We start from the raw sequence: 18,743 nt of genomic DNA on the forward strand, positions 1-18,743 counted from the left end.
TCCGGGGGCCCCGGAGGCCCTGCGGTCGTTCGGCCGCCCGCCGGAGCGGGCGCGGCGGGCGCCGCCCGCTAGCCGGCCAGGTGGGCGAGCAGGTCCTGGCGGGTGAGAATGCCCACCGGCTTGCCGTCGCGCAGCACCACCAGGGCGCCGGAGCCGCGCAGCAGGCGCACGCAGTCGCTGACGGGCGTACCGGTGCCGACCGTGGCGAGCGGCTTGCCCATGTGCGTCTCGACCGCGTCGTCCAGCTGCGCCCGGCCGTCGAACAGCGCGTCCAGGAGGTCGCGCTCGGCGATGGAGCCGACCACCTCGGCGGCCATGACCGGGGGCTCCTCCTTCATGACGGGGAGCTGGGAGACGCCGTACTCCCGCATGATCGCGACCGCGGTGCCCACCGTCTCGTCCGGGTGGCTGTGCACGAAGTCGGGCAGCTCTCCGCCCTTCTCCCCGAGCACGTTGCCGGCCGTGGCCTCCTCCGTCTCGGCGGTCAGGAAGCCGTAGTCGGACATCCACTCGTCGTTGAAGATCTTGCCGAGGTACCCGCGCCCGCCGTCGGGGAGCAGCACGACGATGACGTCGTCGGGGCCCGCGTCCTTGGCCACGCGCAGCGCGGCCTCGACGGCCAGCCCGCAGGAGCCGCCCACCAGGAGGGCCTCCTCACGGGCGAGGCGGCGGGTCATCAGGAAGGAGTCCTTGTCGCTGACGGCCACGATCTCGTCGCACACGGAGGTGTCGTAGGTGCCGGGCCAGATGTCCTCGCCCACGCCCTCGACCAGGTACGGGCGGCCCGTGCCCCCGGAGTACACCGAGCCCTCGGGGTCGGCGCCGACGATCTTCACGGAGCCCCCGGAGACCTCCTTGAGGTACTTGCCGGTGCCGCTGATGGTCCCGCCGGTGCCGATGCCCGCGACGAAGTGGGTGATCCGGCCCTCGGTCTGGTCCCAGATCTCGGGGCCGGTCGCGTGGTAGTGCGACTCGGGGTTGTTCCGGTTCTCGTACTGGTTGGGCTTCCAGGCGCCGGGGATCTCGGCGGCCAGCCGGTCCGAGACCGAGTAGTAGGACTCGGGGTGCTCGGGGGCGACCGTGGTGGGGCACACCACGACCTCGGCCCCGTAGGCGCGGAGCACGGACAGCTTGTCCGGCCCGACCTTGTCCGGGCACACGAAGACGCAGCGGTAGCCCTTCTCCTGCGCGACGATCGCCAGGCCGATGCCGGTGTTGCCGGAGGTGGGCTCGACGATGGTCCCGCCGGGCCGGAGGTCCCCGCTCTTCTCCGCCGCCTCGACCATGCGGAGCGCGATGCGGTCCTTGACCGAGCCCCCCGGGTTGAAGTACTCGACCTTGGCCAGGATCGTCGGCGCGAGCCCCTCCGTGACCTTCCGCAACCGGACGAGAGGGGTGTCCCCCACCAGGTCGATCAGTGAGTCGTGTACCCGCACTTGTGCTCCCTCGGCATCGTGGCGACCGGGTCTTCGGCCCGCCTGGTCCTCGCCCCGGCGGCGAGTCCGGGGCCGTGGGCCGGTCCGGCCCGTCTCACCCCGACTCTAACGTTTCCCACCAGGGGGTTCGGCGGGCGGAATACGGCGCGGACCCGGTGCCCGGGCACGTCCGGGGGCGGCCCTCCGCCGAGGCCGCGGAGGGGCTGCCGGTGCGCACGGTGCGCGGACGGGGTCGCCCGGACGCCCGTTCCCCCTCACCCCGGGGTTCGGACGGTGTGCCGCCCGGGTACGTGACCCGGGGGTTCCCCGCCGGTAACCTCGCAGGTAACCGGCTCGCCCCAGGGCAGGCGGGTCCGAGGACTCGGAGGTCGTCCTGTGCTGCGAGCCGCACGCGCACGGCGGATCGCCGCTGCCACCGCGTTCGGTGGCGGCGGGCTCACACTCGTGGGGGGCGGCACGGTCGCCCTCCTCTACCTCCAGGCGAGGCTGGCCCGCCGCGCGGTCGGCACGACGCGGTGGGACCGGCCGGTCGTCAACGGCGTCTACGGCGGGGGCGGGGGCACGCCGCTCCGGATGCTGATGATGGGCGACTCCACCGCCGCCGGGTTCGCGGTCGCCAGGGCCGACCAGACCCCCGGCGTCCTGCTCGCCTCCGGGATCGCGGCGGCGTCGGAGCGCCCGGTCCGCCTGCGCTGCACGGCCTCCCCCGGCGCCACCTCCGCGAATCTGTCCGCCCAGGTCGAACGCGCACGGGCCCTGGAACCGGGTTCGCGCTACGACGTAGCGGTGGTCTTCATCGGCGCCAACGACGTCATCCGCCGCATCCGGCCCAACGACGCCGTCGCCCGGCTGCGCGAGACCGTGCAGGCCCTGGTCGGCCGAGGGACCGCCGTGGTCGTGGCGACCTGCCCGGACCTGGGCACGGTCCGCCCCATCGGCTGGCCGCTGCGCTCGATCGCCCGACGCGCCTCGCGACAGCTCGCCGCGGCGCAGACGATCGCCGTGACCGAGGTCGGCGGCCGCACCGTGTCCCTGAGCGACATCCTCTCCGACGACTTCCGGACGGACCCTTCATCGATGTTCGGGCCCGACCGATTTCATCCGTCAGCTCGCGGGTACGCGCAGGCCGCCTGCGCCGTCCTCCCCTCCGCCTGCGCCGCCCTCGGGCTGCTCCCGGAACTGGAGGAGGCCCGTCGCACACGCGGCATCCTGCCGGTGGACCGGGCGGCCGTGGTCGCCGCCGAGACCCCGGGCACGGAGGTCTCGCGCGCGGCGTCCCACGTCGACGGACAGGCGCCGGGGACGCGCGGGCGCTGGGCCGCGCTCATCCGGAGCCCCTTCCGGCTGCGGGCGAACGGCGACCGCGAGGAGCGCCCCGCGGAGTTGGGGGCGGGGGACGCCGGACGGCCTTCGGGCGAGCCCTCCTGAACGCCGACCCCGGGTGGCGGGCGGAGGCCCCGGACGGGTTTACTGGTCGGTAACAAGACATGCTGTGACCTGTCCCGGCGCGCCGACCGCCGGGTCCGGACCCACAGCCCGCACGCAGCACCTCAACGATAGGGACGAAGCCCATGCCCGAAGCAGTCATCGTCGCCACAGCCCGTTCCCCGATCGGCCGCGCCTTCAAGGGCTCGCTCAAGGACATCCGCCCGGACGACCTGACCGCCCAGATCATCGGCGCCGCCCTGGCCAAGGTGCCCCAGCTCGACCCCTCGGGCATCGACGACCTGATGCTCGGCTGCGGCCTGCCCGGCGGCGAGCAGGGCTTCAACATGGCCCGCATCGTGGCCGTCCAGCTCGGCCTGGACACCGTCCCCGGCACCACCGTGACGCGCTACTGCTCCTCCTCGCTCCAGACGACCCGGATGGCCTACCACGCCATCAAGGCGGGCGAGGGCGACGTGTTCGTCTCCGCCGGCGTCGAGACCGTCAGCCGCTTCGCCCACGGCAGCAGCGACAACCCGCAGAACGAGAACCCGCTCTTCGCCGACGCCAAGGCGCGCACCGAGAAGCGCAAGGAGGGCGGCGCCGCGGCCTGGACCGACCCGCGCGAGGAGGGCGCGCTGCCCGACGCCTACATCGAGATGGGCCAGACCGCCGAGAACGTCGCCCAGATCACCGGCGTCTCCCGGCAGCGCCAGGACGAGTTCGCGGTGCGCTCGCAGAACCTCGCCGAGAAGTCCCTCGACAACGGCTTCTGGGAGCGCGAGATCACCCCGGTGACCCTGCCCGACGGCAGCGTGGTCAGCGCCGACGACGGCATCCGCCGCGGCACCACCTACGAGAAGGTCGCCGGCCTCAAGCCGGTGTTCCGCCCCGACGGCACCGTCACCGCGGGCAACGCCTGCCCCCTCAACGACGGCGCCTCCGCCGTGGTCGTCATGAGCGACACCAGGGCGGCGCAGCTGGGCATCACCCCGCTGGCCCGTATCGTGTCCACCGGCGTGACCGGCCTGAGCCCGGAGATCATGGGCCTGGGCCCGGTCGAGGCCTCCCGGCAGGCCCTCGCCCGTGCCAACATGGCCATCGGCGACATCGACCTGGTCGAGATCAACGAGGCCTTCGCCGCGCAGGTGCTGCCCTCCGCCGACCAGCTGGGCATCGACATCGACGGCACCCTCAACGTCAACGGCGGCGGCATCGCGGTCGGCCACCCGTTCGGCAGCACCGGCGCCCGCATCACCGGCACGCTGATCAACGGCCTCCAGTTCCACGACAGGACGTTCGGCCTGGAGACCATGTGCGTCGGCGGCGGCCAGGGCATGGCGGCGATCTTCGAGCGCCTCAGCTAGGCCTTCCCGGGGGCCGGCCGCGCCGGCCCCGCCGAGGTCCCCCGTCCCCTCCTCACATCGGGGGAGAAAGGGGGGCCTTCGTGCATATGTGGGCATTTGCGACACTTCACCCATGGACGTCGAAGGGCTTCCCCTCCGCCGGACCACGGGCGATTACGCACCTGCACATCCGCGATCGTCTGTCATTGGGCTCCGGGCAAACGTTCCCGCACCGGCAAGGTAAAAGCTGGCGACCGGGGCTTGTCCGGAACGTGTTCCTGATGCAGGGTCGCAGGTAAGTGCCACACACCACAGCGCTGCCGGAGGTGCCTATGTCGGTAACCCACTCGCCGGAGGTCCACGCCAAGCTCATCGAACGCATCCCGGTCGTCACCGGCCGGGGACTCCACGAGTGGTTCGCCGCCCTCGACAAGGGACCGGGACTGCTCCGCTGCCAGGACAGGTCCAACTGGCTCGCGGACGAGTACGAGCTCCCCCAGTGGTACGCGCAGGCCATCGTGCTGGAGCACGACCGCCGCCGCAGGAACCGTTCGATCCCCGCACCGCGCGGCGAGAACGCCTGACCACGGGTCCCGCGTCCGAACACCGCACGCGACACGACGAAGGGGCCGCCACCCGGAACACCCGGGTGGCGGCCCCTCGCCACGCGACGAAAACCTGTCGGCCGCCGGCCGACGGTCGCTACTCGGCGAAGATCGTCTTGATCATCCAGAGCAGGCGCAGGATCTCGATGTAGAGCCAGACCAGGGAGACGGTCAGGCCGAAGGCGAACTGCCAGGCGAACTTGTCGGGGATCCCGGCGTTCAGGCCCTCCTCGATGCCCCGGAACTCCAGGGCGAGGGTGCAGGCCGCGATGACGACGAACACGAGGCCGACGACCAGGCCCAGCGGGCTGGGCTCGCGGATGCCGATGCCGCCGGAGATGAAGAAGCTGGCCACGAAGTTCACCAGCATGAGCGCGGCCGCGCCCAGGGTGGCGTACATGACGACCTTCATGAAGCCGTCGGTCACCTTGATGATGCGGAACTTGTACAGCGCCAGCATCACGGCGAACACGACGACCGTGCCCAGGACCGCCTGGGTCACGAGGGCGCCGCCCGCGCCCGCGTCACCGGTCGTCGCCTCCAGGGACGAGGCCAGGAGCGCGGAGAGCCCGCCGACGAGCAGACCCTCCAGGGCCGCGTAGGCGAGGATCGCGACGGGGTTGGTGATCTGCTTGAAGGCGATGACCAGCCCGAGCACCAGGCCGCCGAGGGCGCCGACGATCATCAGGCCCATGGTGAGGCCCGGGGCGAAGGGGTCGAAGAGGAAGTAGTTGACGACGGCGAAGAGCGCGACGACACCGAGGGTCATCCCGGTGCGCACGACGACGTCGTCGATGGTCATCCGCTGGCCGCCGGCGCCCTGGACGGGACCGCCCGGGTACCCCTGCTGGGGGTAGCCCTGCTGGGGGTAGCCCTGCTGGGGGTACTGCTGGCCGTAGCCCTGCTGCGGGTACGGTTGTCCGTACCCCGGCTGACCGTAGCCCTGCTGACCGTACCCCTGGTGGGGGGCCCCGGCCGGGGCCTGCTGAAGTGCCCGCTTGAGGACGGGGTTGGAACTCCGCATCCGCATGTCTAGTAATGGCCTTTCACGCGTGGATTGCTGCCCACAAGGTAACGTACGGGGCCGACACGGGGTTCCGCAGGACAGGTCACCGTTGGGAAACGGGGCGGGCCGCCGACGGCGGTGCCGCATCGCGCGGAAGAGGCCCCTCGCGGACCGGCCGCTGCGGGACCGCGGCCCCGGGCGCGGCCGTGCGGCACACCCGTCCGCAGGCCCCGCGTTCGATCGTCGGAGCCCCGGCAGCGCACGTGGTCGCCCCGGGGCCCGGGTCGCCCGGACAGCACCCGGGCCCGTGGCCGGGATGCCGTCCGGCCACGGGCCCGGGGTCGAACGCCGGGCTAGTTGCGGGTCACCAGCGAGCGTGCCAGGAAGAGCACGTTGGCCGGGCGCTCCGCCAGGCGCCGCATGTAGTAGCCGTACCACTCGGTGCCGTACGGCATGTAGACGCGCATCCTCTTGCCCTCGGCGGCGAGGCGAACCTGCTCGGCGTCGCGGATCCCGTAGAGCATCTGGTACTCGTAGTCGTCCGCCGAACGGCCGTTGGCCTCGGCCAGGGAGCCGGCGATGGCGACCATGCGCGGGTCGTGCGAGGCGACCATGGGGTAGCCGTCGCCCTCCATGAGGACGCGCAGCGCGCGCACGTACGCCTTGTCGACCTCGGCCTTGTCGCGGTACGCGACCGAGGCGGGCTCGTCGTAGGCGCCCTTGCACAGGCGCACGCGCGAACCGGCGCCGCTCAGGTCGCGGCAGTCCGCGACGGTGCGGCGCAGGTAGGCCTGGAGCACCGCGCCAGTGGACGGGAAGTCCTCGCGCAGCTCCCGCAGGATCCCCAGGGTGGAGTCGACCGTGGTGTGGTCCTCCATGTCGAAGGTGACCGTGGTGCCGATCGCCTTGGCCGCCTCGGCGATCTCGCGGGCGTTCTCCAGGGCGATCTTCTCGCCGTCCCTGTCGAGGAACTGGCCCACGGCCGAGAGCTTGACCGACACCTCGGCCCGGTCCCCGAGACCGGCCTCGCCGAGCGCGGCGAGCAGGTCCCGGTAGGCGGTCACCGTCGCCGCGGCCTGCGCGGCGTCGGCGGTGTCCTCCCCCAGGAAGTCCAGGGTGACGTAGCGGTCCCTGGTCAGGTCCTCGATCGCGGGGAGGGCCTCCTCCATGGTGGAGCCCGCCACGAACCTGTGGACCATGGCCCGGGTCATGGGGGTGCGCTCGACGACGGTGCGGACCTTCGCGGACCTGGCGGCGAGCAGAAGGGGCTTACGAAGCATGGTGACCTCGAAGAAGACGTGCGCGGGCCTGTGGACCCGCGCGGACGGGGCAGCGGCCGGGGGGTGTCCCCGCGGTGCCGGTGGATTCCTCGGGGGGCTGGAGGGGTCCGCACCCCCTCAGGACGGGAGGGGGTGCGGAACCGTGGCTACCCCTGGTGGGGGTAGGAGGAGACCGTCGGCGCGACGAACGTCTCCTTGATGGCGCGCGGGCTGGACCAGCGGGACAGGTTCTGCGCGGAACCGGCCTTGTCGTTGGTGCCGGAGGCGCGTCCGCCGCCGAACGGCTGCTGGCCCACGATGGAGCCGGTCGGCCGGTCGTTGACGTAGAAGTTGCCCGCCGAGAACCGCAGCGCCTCGGTGGCCCTGGCGATCGCGGAGCGGTCCTTGGCCAGGACCGCGCCGGTCAGGGCGTAGGCGGAGCCCTCGTCGACGATCTTGAGGATGTCGTCGAACTCGTCGTCCTCGTACACGTGGACGGCGATGACCGGGCCGAAGTACTCGGTGCGGAACACGTCGTTGGTCGGGTCCGTGCCCTCGATGATGGTCGGGCGCACGAAGTAGCCGACGGAGTCGTCGGCGGTCCCGCCGGCGATGATCTCCAGGGTCGGGTCGGACTCGGCGTCCTTCAGGACCTTGGCCAGCTTGTCGAAGGAGCGGCGGTCGATGACGGCGCCGATGAAGTTCGACAGGTCGGTCACGTCGCCCATGGTCAGGGCCTCGGTCTCGGCGACCAGGTCGTCGCGCACCTGCTCCCACACGGAGCGGGCGACGAAGGCGCGCGAGGCGGCCGAGCACTTCTGGCCCTGGTACTCGAAGGCGCCGCGGACGATCGCGGTGCGCAGGACCTCGGGGTCGGCGGAGGAGTGCGCGACGATGAAGTCCTTGCCGCCGGTCTCGCCGACGATGCGCGGGTAGCTGCGGTAGGAGGAGATGTTCTCGCCGACGCTCTTCCACAGGTGCTGGAAGGTCTTGGTCGAGCCCGTGAAGTGCACACCGGCGAGCTCGGGGTCGTTGAGGGCGACGTCGGAGACGGCGAGGCCGTCACCGGTGACCATGTTGATGACGCCCGGGGGCATCCCGGCCTCCTCCAGGAGGCGCATGGTCAGCTCGGCGGCGAACTGCTGGGTCGGGGAGGGCTTCCACACGACCACGTTGCCCATCAGGGCCGGGGCGGTGGGGAGGTTGCCCGCGATGGCGGTGAAGTTGAAGGGGGTGATCGCGTAGACGAACCCCTCCAGCGGGCGCTGCTCCATGCGGTTCCACACGCCGCGGACGCTCAGGGGCTGCTGGGCGATCAGCTCGCGGGCGTAGGAGACGTTGAAGCGCCAGAAGTCGATGAGCTCGCAGGCCGCGTCGATCTCCGCCTGCTGGGCGGTCTTGGACTGGCCGAGCATGGTGGCGGCGTTGATGGTGGCGCGCCAGGGGCCGGCGAGCAGGTCGGCGGCGCGCAGGAGGATGGCGGCGCGGTCGTCGAAGGACATCGCGCGCCACGCCGGGGCGGCGGCCTTGGCCGCGGCGACGGCGGCGCGGGCGTCGTCGTGGGTCGCGTTGCGCATGGTGCCCAGGACGGCGGCGTGACGGTGCGGCTGCACGACGTCGATGGGCTCTCCGCCGCCCATGCGGCTCTCGCCGTTGATGCGCATCGGAAGGTCGATGCTCTCCTTGCCGAGCTCCTCCAGCTTGGCGACGAGCTCTTCGCGCTCGGCGCTGCCGGGCGCGTAGGACAGAACGGGTTCGTTCTGCGGCAGCGGGACGTTGGTCACGGCGTCCATGGGCACCTCCCCAGTTAAGAATGTCCCTGAAACGAGCAGGGTTGAGCTGACTCAACGCTCTCAGAACAAGACCGTGCGAACCTTGTGGGGCAGGCCACTCTTTGCCCGCCTTATTTGTTCAGTGGGACAAAATGGGACTCATATGAGCACTGACACCCCACCACCGGGCCCCTTCCACCCCTCTGACGGCGAACCGCACCGGACGGAAGTGCGGACGAGCGTCTTCGCAGGTCACTCCGCCCACGACGGGGAGGGTTCCACCGGGGTGCCCCTGCGCAGACTACTGCTGGCCCTGGGCGACCCCGTCGCGGACGTCGCGGCCGCGCCGGGGGGTCTTGATGTCCAGGTGGACAATGTCGTCATCCTCGATCCGGAGGACCGCGCGGAGGTCCGCGAGGGCGACCTGGTGCTGCTGATCGGCGCGCGCGGAGCGGCCGCGCGCCGGCTCGTCCGGACGCTGGCCGAGCAGGGCGCCACGGCGGTCGCCGTCAAGACCGGCGGGCATCCCCAGGACGAGGCGCCGTCGTCGGGCGGCCGGGCGGGGCGGCCCAGGCCGGGCGCGACCGATGAGCTCCAGGCGCTGCGGAGCGAGGCCCGTGAGGCGGGGATCGCCCTGCTGGCGGTCCGCGCGGAGGTGCGGTGGGACCAGTTGCAGGCGGTCTGCCAGAGCATCGTGGACGACGCCCGGCTGACCGCCGTCGAGGACCTGGGCGAGTCCAGCGGCGACCTGTTCTCGATGGCGCAGACGATCGCCCAGCTGACCGGTGGCCTGGTGAGCATCGAGGACGCGGCCAGCCGGGTGCTGGCCTACTCCAGCGGCGCAGAGGTGGACGAGCTGCGGCGGCTGTCGGTGCTGGGCAGGCGCGGACCGGAGTCGTACCTGGCGCTGCTGCGCGAGTGGGGCGTGTTCGCCAAGCTGCGTGCCGGCGAGGAGGTGGTGCGTATCGAGGAGCACCCCGACCTGGGCATCCGCCGCCGCCTGGCGGTGGGCATCCACGCCGGACGGCAGCCGCTCGGGGCGATCTGGGTGCAGGAGGGCGCGAGCCCGCTGGCGGAGAACGCCGAGGAGGCGCTGCTGGGGGCCGCCCGCACCACCGCGCTGCAGATGATCAGGCAGCGCAGCCAGGCCAGTGCGGGGCTGCGGCTCCGCGAGGACCTCCTGTCGAGCCTGCTGGAGGGGAGGATCGACGCGGGGGCCCTGGCCGACACGGTGGAGGTGCACGCCGACCGCGGCGCGCTGGTGGTGGCGTTCTCGCTGCTGGAGGCTCCGGACGGAGCCGGCGAGGAGCGTCCCGACCGGCCCGCCCGCGAGCTGCGCCGGCGCCGGATGATCGACCTGGTGTCGGTGCACACCGCCGCGTACCGCCGCAGCGCCCTGGTGACGGAGCTGGGCGGCCGGGTGTACGTGCTGCTGCCGGACCTGGAGCGCGGCAGGGAGGGCTGGCGGGGGGTGGAGCAGTCGGTGCTGGCCCTCACGCGCAAGACGGTGGCGGCGGCGCGCGCGGCCCTGGGGGCGCGGGTGCAGGGGGCGGTGGGGTCGCTGATGGAGCGGCTGGCGGACGTGCCGGACTCGCGCGCCGAGGCCGACCGCGTGCTGGACGCGATGGGCCGCGACCTGGAGCGGCACCTGGACTGGGAGGTGGCGACTATCTCCGACGTGCGCTCGCGGGTGCTGATCGGCGAGACGCTGGCCCGGTTGCGGGAGGATCCGTCCCTGCGCGACCCGAGGGTGAGCCGGTTGATCGAGTACGACCGTGCGGGCGGCGCCGACCTGGTGCACTCGCTGCTGGCCTACCTGGAGGCGTTCGGTGACGCGCGGGCGGCGGCGGAGCGGCTGCACATCCACCCCAACACCCTGAGGTACCGGGTGCGCAGGGCCGCCTCGGTGAGCGGGATCGACCTGGGCGACCCGGGAGAACGGCTGTTCACGCAGCTGCAGCTCCTCATGGAGCAGCAGGCCCCGTAGCCCCACGCCCGCCCGGGGGTGGCCGGTGCAAGCCGACCCCGCCCCTGGGGGTTGTGCGTGAGGGCGCCGCCGGGGTGCTGCAGGACGAGTCAAGCCGCGAGCGAGGAACGAGCGACAGGCGCAGACGAGGACGAAGCACACCGGCCTCAAGGCGCCCGAACACGGGGCAAAGCGAAGCGGAGCCCCAAAACAGCAGGGTTGTCCCTGAGAGCCGACCCCGCCCCTGGGGGTTGTGCGTGAGGGCGCCGCCGGGGTGCTGCAGGACGAGTCAAGCCGCGAGCGAGGAACGAGCGGCAGGCGCAGACGAGGACGAAGCACACCGGCCTCAAGGCGCCCGAACACGGGGCAAAGCGAAGCGGAGCCCCAAAACAGCAAGAGCCCCAAAAGCAACACTGGTACCCCCGGTCGGACTCGAACCGACACTTGTGACCCTTTTAGGGGGCCTGCCTCTTCCATTGGGCTACGAGGGCGAACCCATCATACCGGCCGGGTCGATTGCCCACTTTGCTTTGGCTTGGCCGGTTATGGTCACGAAAAGACCGGCTCCCCTGGGGAAACCGGTCGTTTCGTGTGTTCGGGCTGGGCCGCGCGGGCGGGAGTCGCGCGACCGGGCCGGATCAGCTGACCCGGCGGAGTCGGCCGTCCTCGATCTGCGGCCGGCTGGCCTCCTCGAAGGCCTGGCGGGGCTCGGCCATCTCCGGGAGCGCGGCGAAGTCGCGGCGCAGGAAGAGGGCGAGCGTCCAGTCCGACAGCACGCGCATCTTGCGGTTGAAGGTCGGGACCGCGAACAGGTGGTAGGCCCGGTGGGCGTACCAGGCGAGGCGGCCGTTCAGCTTGATCACGCCGAACAGCTGGGCGGCGCCCTTGTGCAGGCCCAGTCCGGCGACCGCGCCGAGGTTCTTGTGCTTGTAGGCCTTGAGCTCGGTGTTGCGCAGCGAGGCGATCACGTTGTCGGCGAGCACCGGCGCCTGGCGGACCGCGTTCTGGGCGTTGGGCGGGTAGTAGCCGCCGTTCCCGTCGGGGACCTGGGCGTTGTCGCCGCCGGCGAAGGCGTTCTCCACGCCGTTGACGGTGAGGAACTCGCTCGTGTCCACGTGGCCCTTGGGCCCGAGGGGCAGGTCGCTGGCGGCGACGACCGGGCTGGGCTTGACGCCCGCGGTCCACACGAGGGTGCCCGCGTCGAACTCGGTGCCGTCGCTGAGCTTGATGTGCTGGTCGGCCGCCGACTCCAGGAAGGTCTTGAGCCGGACGTCGATGCCGCGGCGGCGCAGCTGGTTGAGGGCCTTGTTCCCGACCTCGGGGCCGACCTCGGGCAGGATCTTGTCGGCCGCCTCGATGAGGTAGAACCGCACGTCGTCGAGGTCGATCGACTGGTGGAGGCGGACCGCGTCGCGGACCATGTCCTCCAGCTCGGCGATGGCCTCGGCGCCGGCGAACCCGCCGCCGACGAAGACGAAGTTGAGCGCCTTGCGCCGGGTGGCCTCGTCGTCGGTGGAGTCGGCGATGGTGAGCTGGTTGAGGACGTGGTTGCGGAGGTAGGCGGCCTCCTCCACGGTCTTGATCCCGATGCCCCACTCGGCCAGGCCGGGGATGGGCAGGGTGCGCGAGACGGCGCCCGCGGCCATCACGAGGTGGTCGTAGGCGATGGTCTCGGGCTCGCCGACGTTGGGCTCGTAGCGGACCTGGCGGTCGGCGTGGTCGATGCGCACGACGCGCCCGCCCAGGACGCGGACCCGGTCGAAGACCTTGCGCAGCGGGACGACGACGTGGCGCGGCGAGATGTTGCCGGACGCGGTCTCGGGCAGGAAGGGCTGGTAGGTCATGTAGGAGTTGGGGTCGATGACGGTGATCCGCGCCTCGCCCGCCCCGAGCTTCTTCTCCAGCCGCCTCGCGGTGTACATCCCGAGGTAACCGCCGCCGACGATGAGGATGTGCGGGATCTCCGCTTCGTCCCCTCCGCCGTGTACCAGCCGGTAGTTCCTGCTCTCGGTCATCGCATATCCGCCCTAAAGGTTTCTGTCGCGCCCGTCCGGGGCCGCGAAGGTCTCGCGGTCTCCGGTCGCCCGCTCTCGCGTTCCAGCGGGGCACCACCCCGTCGTGGTGGGTACCCGTACTTTTCGGGTGGTGCTTGTGCATTCTTTCACAAGCACCTACCGACAGAGAAGGTTCACATCTGATCACCTTCCGACCACTTGCCCACCTGCATGCCTTGCGTTTATGCAGGTCAGAGTGGTTGTGAAAGCATTCACAAGGGTCTTCCGCAGTGATGCGTCTCACCCGGGGGACCCTGTTCGGGGGTCCCGAAAGGCCCTTGCGGAACGCCTACGCCTGGACCACGAGGCTCCAGGCGACACCGTCCAGGATGTCGTGCTCACTCGTCGTGAACGCGTCCGCCCCCGTGCGGGCGAGCACCCGCGACAGGACGAGCGCGCCCGCGCCGATCACGTCCACCCGGCCGGGGTGCATGACGCCGATCTCCGCACGCTCCGCCGAGGTCGCCGCGAGCAGCTCCCCGGTGATGCGGTCGAGGTCCGCCGCCCCCACTCGGGAGTGGTGGATCCGCTCCGGGTCGTAGGCGGGCAGGTCCAGGGCGATACCGGCGACCGTGGTCGCGGTTCCCGCGACGCACACCACCGATCCCGCCTCGCGCAGGGGCACGACCCGCTCGACCTCGTCGAGCGCCGCGTCGATGTCGGCGGTGGCCGCCGCGATCTGCTCCGCCGTGGGCGGGTCGTCGCGCAGGTGCCGCTCGGTCATGCGCACGCAGCCGATGTCCACCGACAGCGCCGCGCGGACCAGCTCGCCCTTCTCGGCCTCCTCCGGGCCCGTCCCCAGGACGAACTCGGTGGAGCCGCCCCCGATGTCCACCACCAGGAACGGCGGGGCGGGCTCGCTTGTTCCCCCCTCGGCCGCCTCGGCGTCGAACTCGGCCGTGGCCCCCACGAACGAGAGCTCTGCCTCGTCCAGGCCCGTGACCACCTCGGGCTCCACCCCGAGGATCTCGCGGACCCCGTCGATGAACACCTGGCGGTTGGCCGCGTCCCGGGTCGCGCTGGTGGCGACCATGCGCACCGCGTCCGGCCCCAGGGCGATGCCGTGCGCCTCGATGGCCTCGGCGTAGCCGCGGAGCGCCTCGAAGGTCCGCTCCAGCGCCTCGGGGGAGAACTCGCCGGTCCGGTCGACGCCCTCGCCCAGCCGCACGATCTCCATGCGCCGGTCGACGTCGACCACCTGGACCTCGTCGCCGTCGATGTGGACCACGTCGGCGATCAGCATCCTGATGGAATTGGTTCCGCAGTCGATGGCCGCGACACCGCTCATGACCCGTTCCCCTCACTGCCCTCTCGGGCGTCCTCGTCGACGCACACGCACGGTCCCCTGTCCCACCACTGCGGGAGTTCCTCCAGCGCCTCGGCGCCGAAGGGGTTGGTTCCCGGCGCGGCGAGCTCATGGCCGACCAGCGCGTGCAGGCACTTGACCCGGGTGGGCATGCCGCCGGTGCTCTGCATCCCCTCGGGGAGCGGCTCGACCCCGTCCAGGCGCGCCTGCTCGGCCCGCTCCTCGATGTAGGACTCGTGGGCCCTGGTGTAGGCCTCGGCGAGCCCCGGGTCCGTCGCGAGCCGGTCCTGCATCTCGCGCATGCGGCCGGAGTTCTCCATCCGGCCGATGGCCGACGCCGCGCGCGGGCACGTCAGGTAGTACAGCGTCGGGAAGGGGGTGCCGTCCTCCAGGCGGGGCGCGGTGCGCACCACGTCGGGGAGCCCGCACGGGCAGCGGTGCGCGACCCCGCGCACCCCGCGCGGGGTGCGGCCCAGCTGGAGTTCGATGGCGGCGATGTCGCGTGCGGCGACCGGGTTCTCGGAGTGCCCCTCGGGAGGGGCGCCCGCCGGTCCGGCGGCGCGCCCGGGCACGGGCTGATCAGCGGAAGTCATGGCGAACCCAGCATAGGGCCGCCCCCGCACCCCTGCCGCCCGCGGGGGGCGGGCCCCGGCCGGGACCCGCCACGCGCCCCGGGGCGGGTCAGAGCCCGTCGTCGGGCGGCGGGCTGTCCGCCTCCTCGACCGAGCGCCACAGCGTGGTGAACCACGGCTCGCTGGGACCGGTCTCGGCCTCGTCGTCGTCCTCGGAGTCCGGCGGGATGACGATGTAGGCGGTCTCGCCGGGGTACTGGTAGTGGAGCCGCGCGCGGGCCTCCCGTTCGACGTATTCGTCCTGGGTGAGCTCCCGCTCGCGCTCGCGCAGGTCGAGCACGCTCTCCTCCATGCGCGCGCGGTCCTCCTGGAGCTGGGCGATCTGCGCCCGCTGCGCGACGTACTCGCGCAGCGGGTAGGCCAGGCTCAGTGCGATCACGCACACCACGAGGGCCAGGATCGCCGCACGGCTGGTGAGCATGGGCCGCACCCCGCCGGTGGTGCGGCCCGTGCCCTTCCCGGCCCCCCTGCCCTTGGCGGAGCCGGTTACGGCGCTCTTCCGCCCCGTCCTCCTCCGGGCAGCCCTGCCCGCCGGCCTGTCGGCTTTGGACGCCTTCCCGGCCTTTGGGGGCGGCTGCTTGGATTCGCGGGACACTGGGGCAGACTAGCCGCGCTTGGCGAAGCGCGGGAAGGCCGACACGCCCGCGTAGACGGCGGCGTCGTCCAGTTCCTCCTCGATGCGCAGGAGCTGGTTGTACTTGGCGACGCGCTCGCTGCGGGCCGGGGCGCCGGTCTTGATCTGGCCGGCGTTGGTGGCCACCGCGATGTCGGCGATCGTGGTGTCCTCGGTCTCGCCGGAGCGGTGGCTGATCATCGCCGTGTAGCCGCTGCGCTGGGCCATGGCGACCGCGTCCAGGGTCTCGGTCAGGGTGCCGATCTGGTTGACCTTGACCAGCAGCGAGTTGGCGGTGTCGGCGAGGATGCCGCGCTGGAGCCGCTCGGGGTTGGTGACGAACAGGTCGTCGCCGACCAGCTGGACCTTGTCGCCGAGCTCGGCGGTGAGGGTCTTCCAGCCCTCCCAGTCCTCCTCGTCGAGGGGGTCCTCGATCGAGACGAGCGGGTAGGCGTCGACCAGCTCCGCGTAGTACGCGGCCATGTCCGCGGAGGTGCGGGCCTTGCCCTCGAAGGTGTAGACGCCGTCGTTGAACAGCTCGGTGGCGGCCACGTCCAGGGCGAGCGCGATGTCGGTGCCGGGGGTGTAGCCGGCCTTCTCGATGGCCTCGACGATCAGGTCGAGGGCCGCGCGGTTGCTGTCCAGGTTGGGGGCGAAGCCGCCCTCGTCCCCCACGCCGGTGCCCAGGCCGTGGGCCTTCAGGACCGACTTGAGGGAGTGGTAGACCTCGGTCCCCCAGCGCAGCGCCTCGGAGAACGTGGGCGCGCCGATCGGGGCGACCATGAACTCCTGGATGTCGACGTTGCTGTCGGCGTGCGCGCCGCCGTTGAGGATGTTCATCATCGGCACGGGAAGCACGTGCGCGTTGGGACCGCCGATGTAGCGGAACAGCGGCAGCCCGGCCTCCTGGGCGGCTGCCCTGGCCACCGCCAGGGAGGCGCCCAGGATGGCGTTGGCGCCGATCCGGGACTTGTCCGGGGTGCCGTCCAGGTCGATGAGCGCGCGGTCGATGATGCGCTGCTCGTCGGGCGCGTGGCCGAGGAGCTCGTCGGCGATCTCGTCGTTGACGGCCGTCACGGCCTTGGTCACGCCCTTGCCGCCGTAGCGGTCTCCGCCGTCACGCAGTTCGACTGCCTCGAACTGGCCGGTGGACGCGCCGCTGGGGACTCCCGCGCGCGCGATGGTTCCGTCGTCGAGCAGAACCTCGACCTCGACCGTCGGGTTGCCCCGCGAGTCAAGGATCTCTCGCGCCTGTACTGCCTCGATGGACGCCACGGTCTCTCTCCGTCTCTTGGGGTTTCTCGGACCACTGGTTCAGGACCCGACACGAGACTAGCGACACCGACCGCCGCCGGGTGAGGGCACCCGGCCGAATTGGTCTAGTCCTTAGAGGAGATCCCTGCCACCAGGGCCGCCAGGGCGATGTCGAGGGCCCTCTCCCGGTACGCGAGGGCCTCCTCCGCGGAGAGCATGACGGAGATGTCCTGGATCCCCCCGAGGGCGATGACCGCGCCCATCCTGGCGGGGGTCCCGTGCCCGGGTCCGACCAGGAGGCGGTCGAGCCGGCGCCGCCAGGCCACGACGGCGTCGATGAGCCCGATGTCGGCCAGGGAGCCGACGTCGTTGAGGACGGCGACCAGCAGGGTGCTGTGGCGCACACAGATGTCGAAGTAGTCGCCGAGGAGCTCGCGGGCGCGGTCGGACATCCCCTCCGTGGCCTCCCCCCGCTCGTCCCCGTACTCGGCGAAGAGGTCGCCCATGTCCTGCTCCAGGGGCTCGACCAGCGACCTGAGCAGGTCGTTCTTGGACGGGAAGTGGTAGTACAGCGCCGCCTTGGTGATGCCGAGGCGCTCCGCGATCTCGCGGAGGCTCGTCTTCTCGAACCCCTTGCGGGCGAACAGGTCCAGTGCCGCGGCCTGGATCTCGGCCTTGGTGTCGCTCTGCGCTCTGGGCACCCGTTTCACTCCCGTTCACTCGCCGCCTGGTCCGCCGAGTCTAACCCGTACCTTCCGACCGGTAAGTTACTTGACGCACGGTAAGTAGCTGCCTAACGTGTCCCGCAAGGCATCCGAAGGAGCGTGAACCCCCGTGACAGCCGTACAGAACGTCCTAATCTCCGGCGCCGGCATCGCCGGACCCGCCCTCGCCCACTGGCTCCACCGGTACGGCATCGCGCCGACCGTCGTCGAACGCGCCCCCGCGCCCCGTTCCGGCGGCTATGCCGTCGACGTGCGCGGCGTCGCCCTGGACGTCGCCGAGCGCATGGGCGTGCTCGACGGCATCGCGGAGCACGGCACCGGCATGGCGTCCGCGTCGTTCGTCGACGCGCGCGGGCGCCGCATCGCCGACTTCACCCCCTCCCAGGCCCGCACGGCCTCCGAGGGGCGGTCCCGCGAACTCCTGCGCGGCGACCTGGTCCGGCTCCTGCACGAACCCACCACCGCGTACACCGAGTACCTGTACGACGACACGGTCACCGCGCTGGAGCAGGCTCCCGAGGGCGTGCACGTGTCCTTCGCGCACGCCGCGCCACGCATGTTCGACCTGGTGGTGGGGGCCGACGGCCTCCACTCCACCACCCGTGCCCTCGCCTTCGGCCCCGAGGGCCCGTTCCGGAGGTTCCTGAACGCCTACATCAGCATCTGCACCGTGCCCAACCACCTCGGCCTGGACCGGGAGGTCCTGCTGCACAACCTCCCCGGGCGGGCGATCGCGCTTTACCACACGCCCCGGGCCGAGGGGGCGAAGGCGATGTTCCTGGTGTCCACGCGTTCGGAGACCGGGATCGACCGCCGGCCGGCCGGGGAGCAGAGGCGGTTCCTGCGCGAGGCGTTCGCCGGGGCGGGGTGGGAGGCGGGTCGCCTCCTGTCGGAGACGGGGGCGGCCCCGGACTTCTACTTCGACTCCGTCACCCAAATCCGGGCCCGCAGCTGGTCCGCCGGCCGGGTGGTCCTGCTCGGCGACGCCGCCCACTGCCCCTCCCCCGCGTCGGGCCAGGGCAGCAGCCTCGCCCTGGTCGGCGCCCACGTGCTCGCCGGCGAACTGGCCCGGCACGACGCCCCCGCCGCGGCGCTGGCCGCCTACGAGGCCCGGATGCGGCCCTTCGTGGCCGCCAACCAGGCGATCGCCGACGCGGGCCTGGGGTTCCTGGCCCCGCGGACCCGGACGGGCATCGCCGTGCGCAACGCGCTGGTGCGCGCCGCCCCGCTGCTGTCCCGGGTCGGGGGCTTCGACTCCAAGCTCTCGACGGCGGCCGAGGCCCTGGAGCTGGACGCACCCGCGCCCGCGCCGGGCTGACCCGCCCGTGCCGTCCGGGCGCGTCC

15 protein-coding genes and 1 tRNA gene are annotated in these 18,743 nt (G+C 72.0%); 5 read left to right on the forward strand and 11 right to left on the reverse strand.

Translation table 11 applies throughout. From position 1 onward, the window contains the following. Nucleotides 1-68: 68 nt before the first annotated feature. Nucleotides 69-1,436: a cystathionine beta-synthase gene (locus tag ACWGL3_RS22315; protein WP_267946569.1), complete on the reverse strand. Its 1,368-nt coding sequence runs from the start codon at nt 1,434-1,436 to the stop codon at nt 69-71. 375 nt (nt 1,437-1,811) lie between these two features. Between ACWGL3_RS22315 and ACWGL3_RS22320 the strand changes: the two genes are divergently transcribed. From ACWGL3_RS22320 to ACWGL3_RS22330, 3 genes are all read left to right on the forward strand, one after another. Further along, nucleotides 1,812-2,864 (forward strand): SGNH/GDSL hydrolase family protein, encoded by a 1,053-nt coding sequence (locus ACWGL3_RS22320; RefSeq protein ID WP_267946570.1) that lies wholly within the window; start codon nt 1,812-1,814, stop codon nt 2,862-2,864. Between the two features lie 143 nt (nt 2,865-3,007). Next, nucleotides 3,008-4,228 (forward strand): acetyl-CoA C-acetyltransferase, encoded by a 1,221-nt coding sequence (locus tag ACWGL3_RS22325; RefSeq protein ID WP_452461743.1) that lies wholly within the window; start codon nt 3,008-3,010, stop codon nt 4,226-4,228. Nucleotides 4,229-4,539: 311 nt separating this feature from the next. Continuing rightward, nucleotides 4,540-4,791 carry a DUF4287 domain-containing protein gene (locus ACWGL3_RS22330; RefSeq protein WP_267946572.1) on the forward strand — a complete coding sequence of 84 codons (252 nt, stop codon included), beginning with the start codon at nt 4,540-4,542 and terminating at the stop codon, nt 4,789-4,791. A gap of 118 nt (nt 4,792-4,909) precedes the next feature. On the opposite strand, the gene ACWGL3_RS22335 is transcribed toward ACWGL3_RS22330, so the two are convergent. From ACWGL3_RS22335 to pruA, 3 genes are all read right to left on the reverse strand, one after another. After that, nucleotides 4,910-5,842: a Bax inhibitor-1/YccA family protein gene (locus ACWGL3_RS22335; RefSeq protein WP_344183452.1), complete on the reverse strand. Its 933-nt coding sequence runs from the start codon at nt 5,840-5,842 to the stop codon at nt 4,910-4,912. Nucleotides 5,843-6,171: 329 nt separating this feature from the next. Next, nucleotides 6,172-7,098: a proline dehydrogenase family protein gene (locus ACWGL3_RS22340; protein WP_267946574.1), complete on the reverse strand. Its 927-nt coding sequence runs from the start codon at nt 7,096-7,098 to the stop codon at nt 6,172-6,174. 146 nt (nt 7,099-7,244) lie between these two features. Continuing rightward, nucleotides 7,245-8,870 (reverse strand): L-glutamate gamma-semialdehyde dehydrogenase, encoded by a 1,626-nt coding sequence (pruA, locus tag ACWGL3_RS22345; protein WP_267946575.1) that lies wholly within the window; start codon nt 8,868-8,870, stop codon nt 7,245-7,247. A gap of 142 nt (nt 8,871-9,012) precedes the next feature. On the opposite strand from pruA, the gene ACWGL3_RS22350 reads away from it, so the two are divergent. After that, entirely contained in the window at nt 9,013-10,836 is a 1,824-nt protein-coding gene (locus ACWGL3_RS22350; RefSeq protein WP_352983995.1) for a helix-turn-helix domain-containing protein, read from the forward strand. Between the two features lie 393 nt (nt 10,837-11,229). Here the strand turns inward: ACWGL3_RS22350 and ACWGL3_RS22355 are convergent. The 7 genes from ACWGL3_RS22355 to ACWGL3_RS22385 all read right to left on the reverse strand — a co-directional run bounded on the left by ACWGL3_RS22355 (nt 11,230) and on the right by ACWGL3_RS22385 (nt 17,375). Beyond that, nucleotides 11,230-11,306, reverse strand: a tRNA-Leu gene (locus ACWGL3_RS22355). 147 nt (nt 11,307-11,453) lie between these two features. Continuing rightward, the gene (locus ACWGL3_RS22360) at nt 11,454-12,830 is read right to left on the reverse strand and encodes an NAD(P)/FAD-dependent oxidoreductase (protein WP_267946577.1); all 1,377 of its coding nucleotides are present in this window, start codon (nt 12,828-12,830) and stop codon (nt 11,454-11,456) included. Between the two features lie 328 nt (nt 12,831-13,158). Beyond that, nucleotides 13,159-14,157: a Ppx/GppA phosphatase family protein gene (locus ACWGL3_RS22365; protein WP_267946578.1), complete on the reverse strand. Its 999-nt coding sequence runs from the start codon at nt 14,155-14,157 to the stop codon at nt 13,159-13,161. Then, complete coding sequence (locus tag ACWGL3_RS22370; RefSeq protein WP_267946579.1) at nt 14,154-14,768, reverse strand: DUF501 domain-containing protein; 615 nt, start codon at nt 14,766-14,768, stop codon at nt 14,154-14,156. Before ACWGL3_RS22370 ends, ACWGL3_RS22365 begins: the two co-directional genes overlap by 4 nt. A gap of 88 nt (nt 14,769-14,856) precedes the next feature. Then, complete coding sequence (locus ACWGL3_RS22375; RefSeq protein ID WP_267946580.1) at nt 14,857-15,228, reverse strand: FtsB family cell division protein; 372 nt, start codon at nt 15,226-15,228, stop codon at nt 14,857-14,859. A gap of 183 nt (nt 15,229-15,411) precedes the next feature. Further along, on the reverse strand, nt 15,412-16,695 hold the full coding sequence (gene eno, locus ACWGL3_RS22380; protein WP_267946581.1) for a phosphopyruvate hydratase: 1,284 nt from the start codon (nt 16,693-16,695) through the stop codon (nt 15,412-15,414). Nucleotides 16,696-16,799: 104 nt separating this feature from the next. Next, nucleotides 16,800-17,375, reverse strand: coding sequence for a TetR/AcrR family transcriptional regulator (locus ACWGL3_RS22385; RefSeq protein WP_267946582.1), 576 nt, complete (start codon nt 17,373-17,375; stop codon nt 16,800-16,802). Nucleotides 17,376-17,508: 133 nt separating this feature from the next. Between ACWGL3_RS22385 and ACWGL3_RS22390 the strand changes: the two genes are divergently transcribed. Beyond that, entirely contained in the window at nt 17,509-18,717 is a 1,209-nt protein-coding gene (locus tag ACWGL3_RS22390; protein ID WP_267946583.1) for an FAD-dependent monooxygenase, read from the forward strand. Nucleotides 18,718-18,743 lie beyond the last annotated feature (26 nt).

The sequence above is a fragment of the Nocardiopsis sp. NPDC055824 genome, from assembly GCF_053616335.1.

Bases quoted from the DNA above. Each gene is read 5' to 3' on its own strand.
- ACWGL3_RS22375 (WP_267946580.1), bottom strand. From the start codon at position 15,228: ATGCTCACCAGCCGTGCGGCGATCCTGGCCCTCGTGGTGTGCGTGATC.
- ACWGL3_RS22370 (WP_267946579.1), bottom strand. From the start codon at position 14,768: ATGACTTCCGCTGATCAGCCCGTGCCCGGGCGCGCCGCCGGACCGGCG.
- ACWGL3_RS22365 (WP_267946578.1), bottom strand. From the start codon at position 14,157: ATGAGCGGTGTCGCGGCCATCGACTGCGGAACCAATTCCATCAGGATG.
- ACWGL3_RS22340 (WP_267946574.1), bottom strand. From the start codon at position 7,098: ATGCTTCGTAAGCCCCTTCTGCTCGCCGCCAGGTCCGCGAAGGTCCGC.
- ACWGL3_RS22330 (WP_267946572.1), top strand. From the start codon at position 4,540: ATGTCGGTAACCCACTCGCCGGAGGTCCACGCCAAGCTCATCGAACGC.
- ACWGL3_RS22360 (WP_267946577.1), bottom strand. From the start codon at position 12,830: ATGACCGAGAGCAGGAACTACCGGCTGGTACACGGCGGAGGGGACGAA.
- ACWGL3_RS22335 (WP_344183452.1), bottom strand. From the start codon at position 5,842: ATGCGGATGCGGAGTTCCAACCCCGTCCTCAAGCGGGCACTTCAGCAG.
- ACWGL3_RS22350 (WP_352983995.1), top strand. From the start codon at position 9,013: ATGAGCACTGACACCCCACCACCGGGCCCCTTCCACCCCTCTGACGGC.
- pruA (WP_267946575.1), bottom strand. From the start codon at position 8,870: ATGGACGCCGTGACCAACGTCCCGCTGCCGCAGAACGAACCCGTTCTG.
- ACWGL3_RS22325 (WP_452461743.1), top strand. From the start codon at position 3,008: ATGCCCGAAGCAGTCATCGTCGCCACAGCCCGTTCCCCGATCGGCCGC.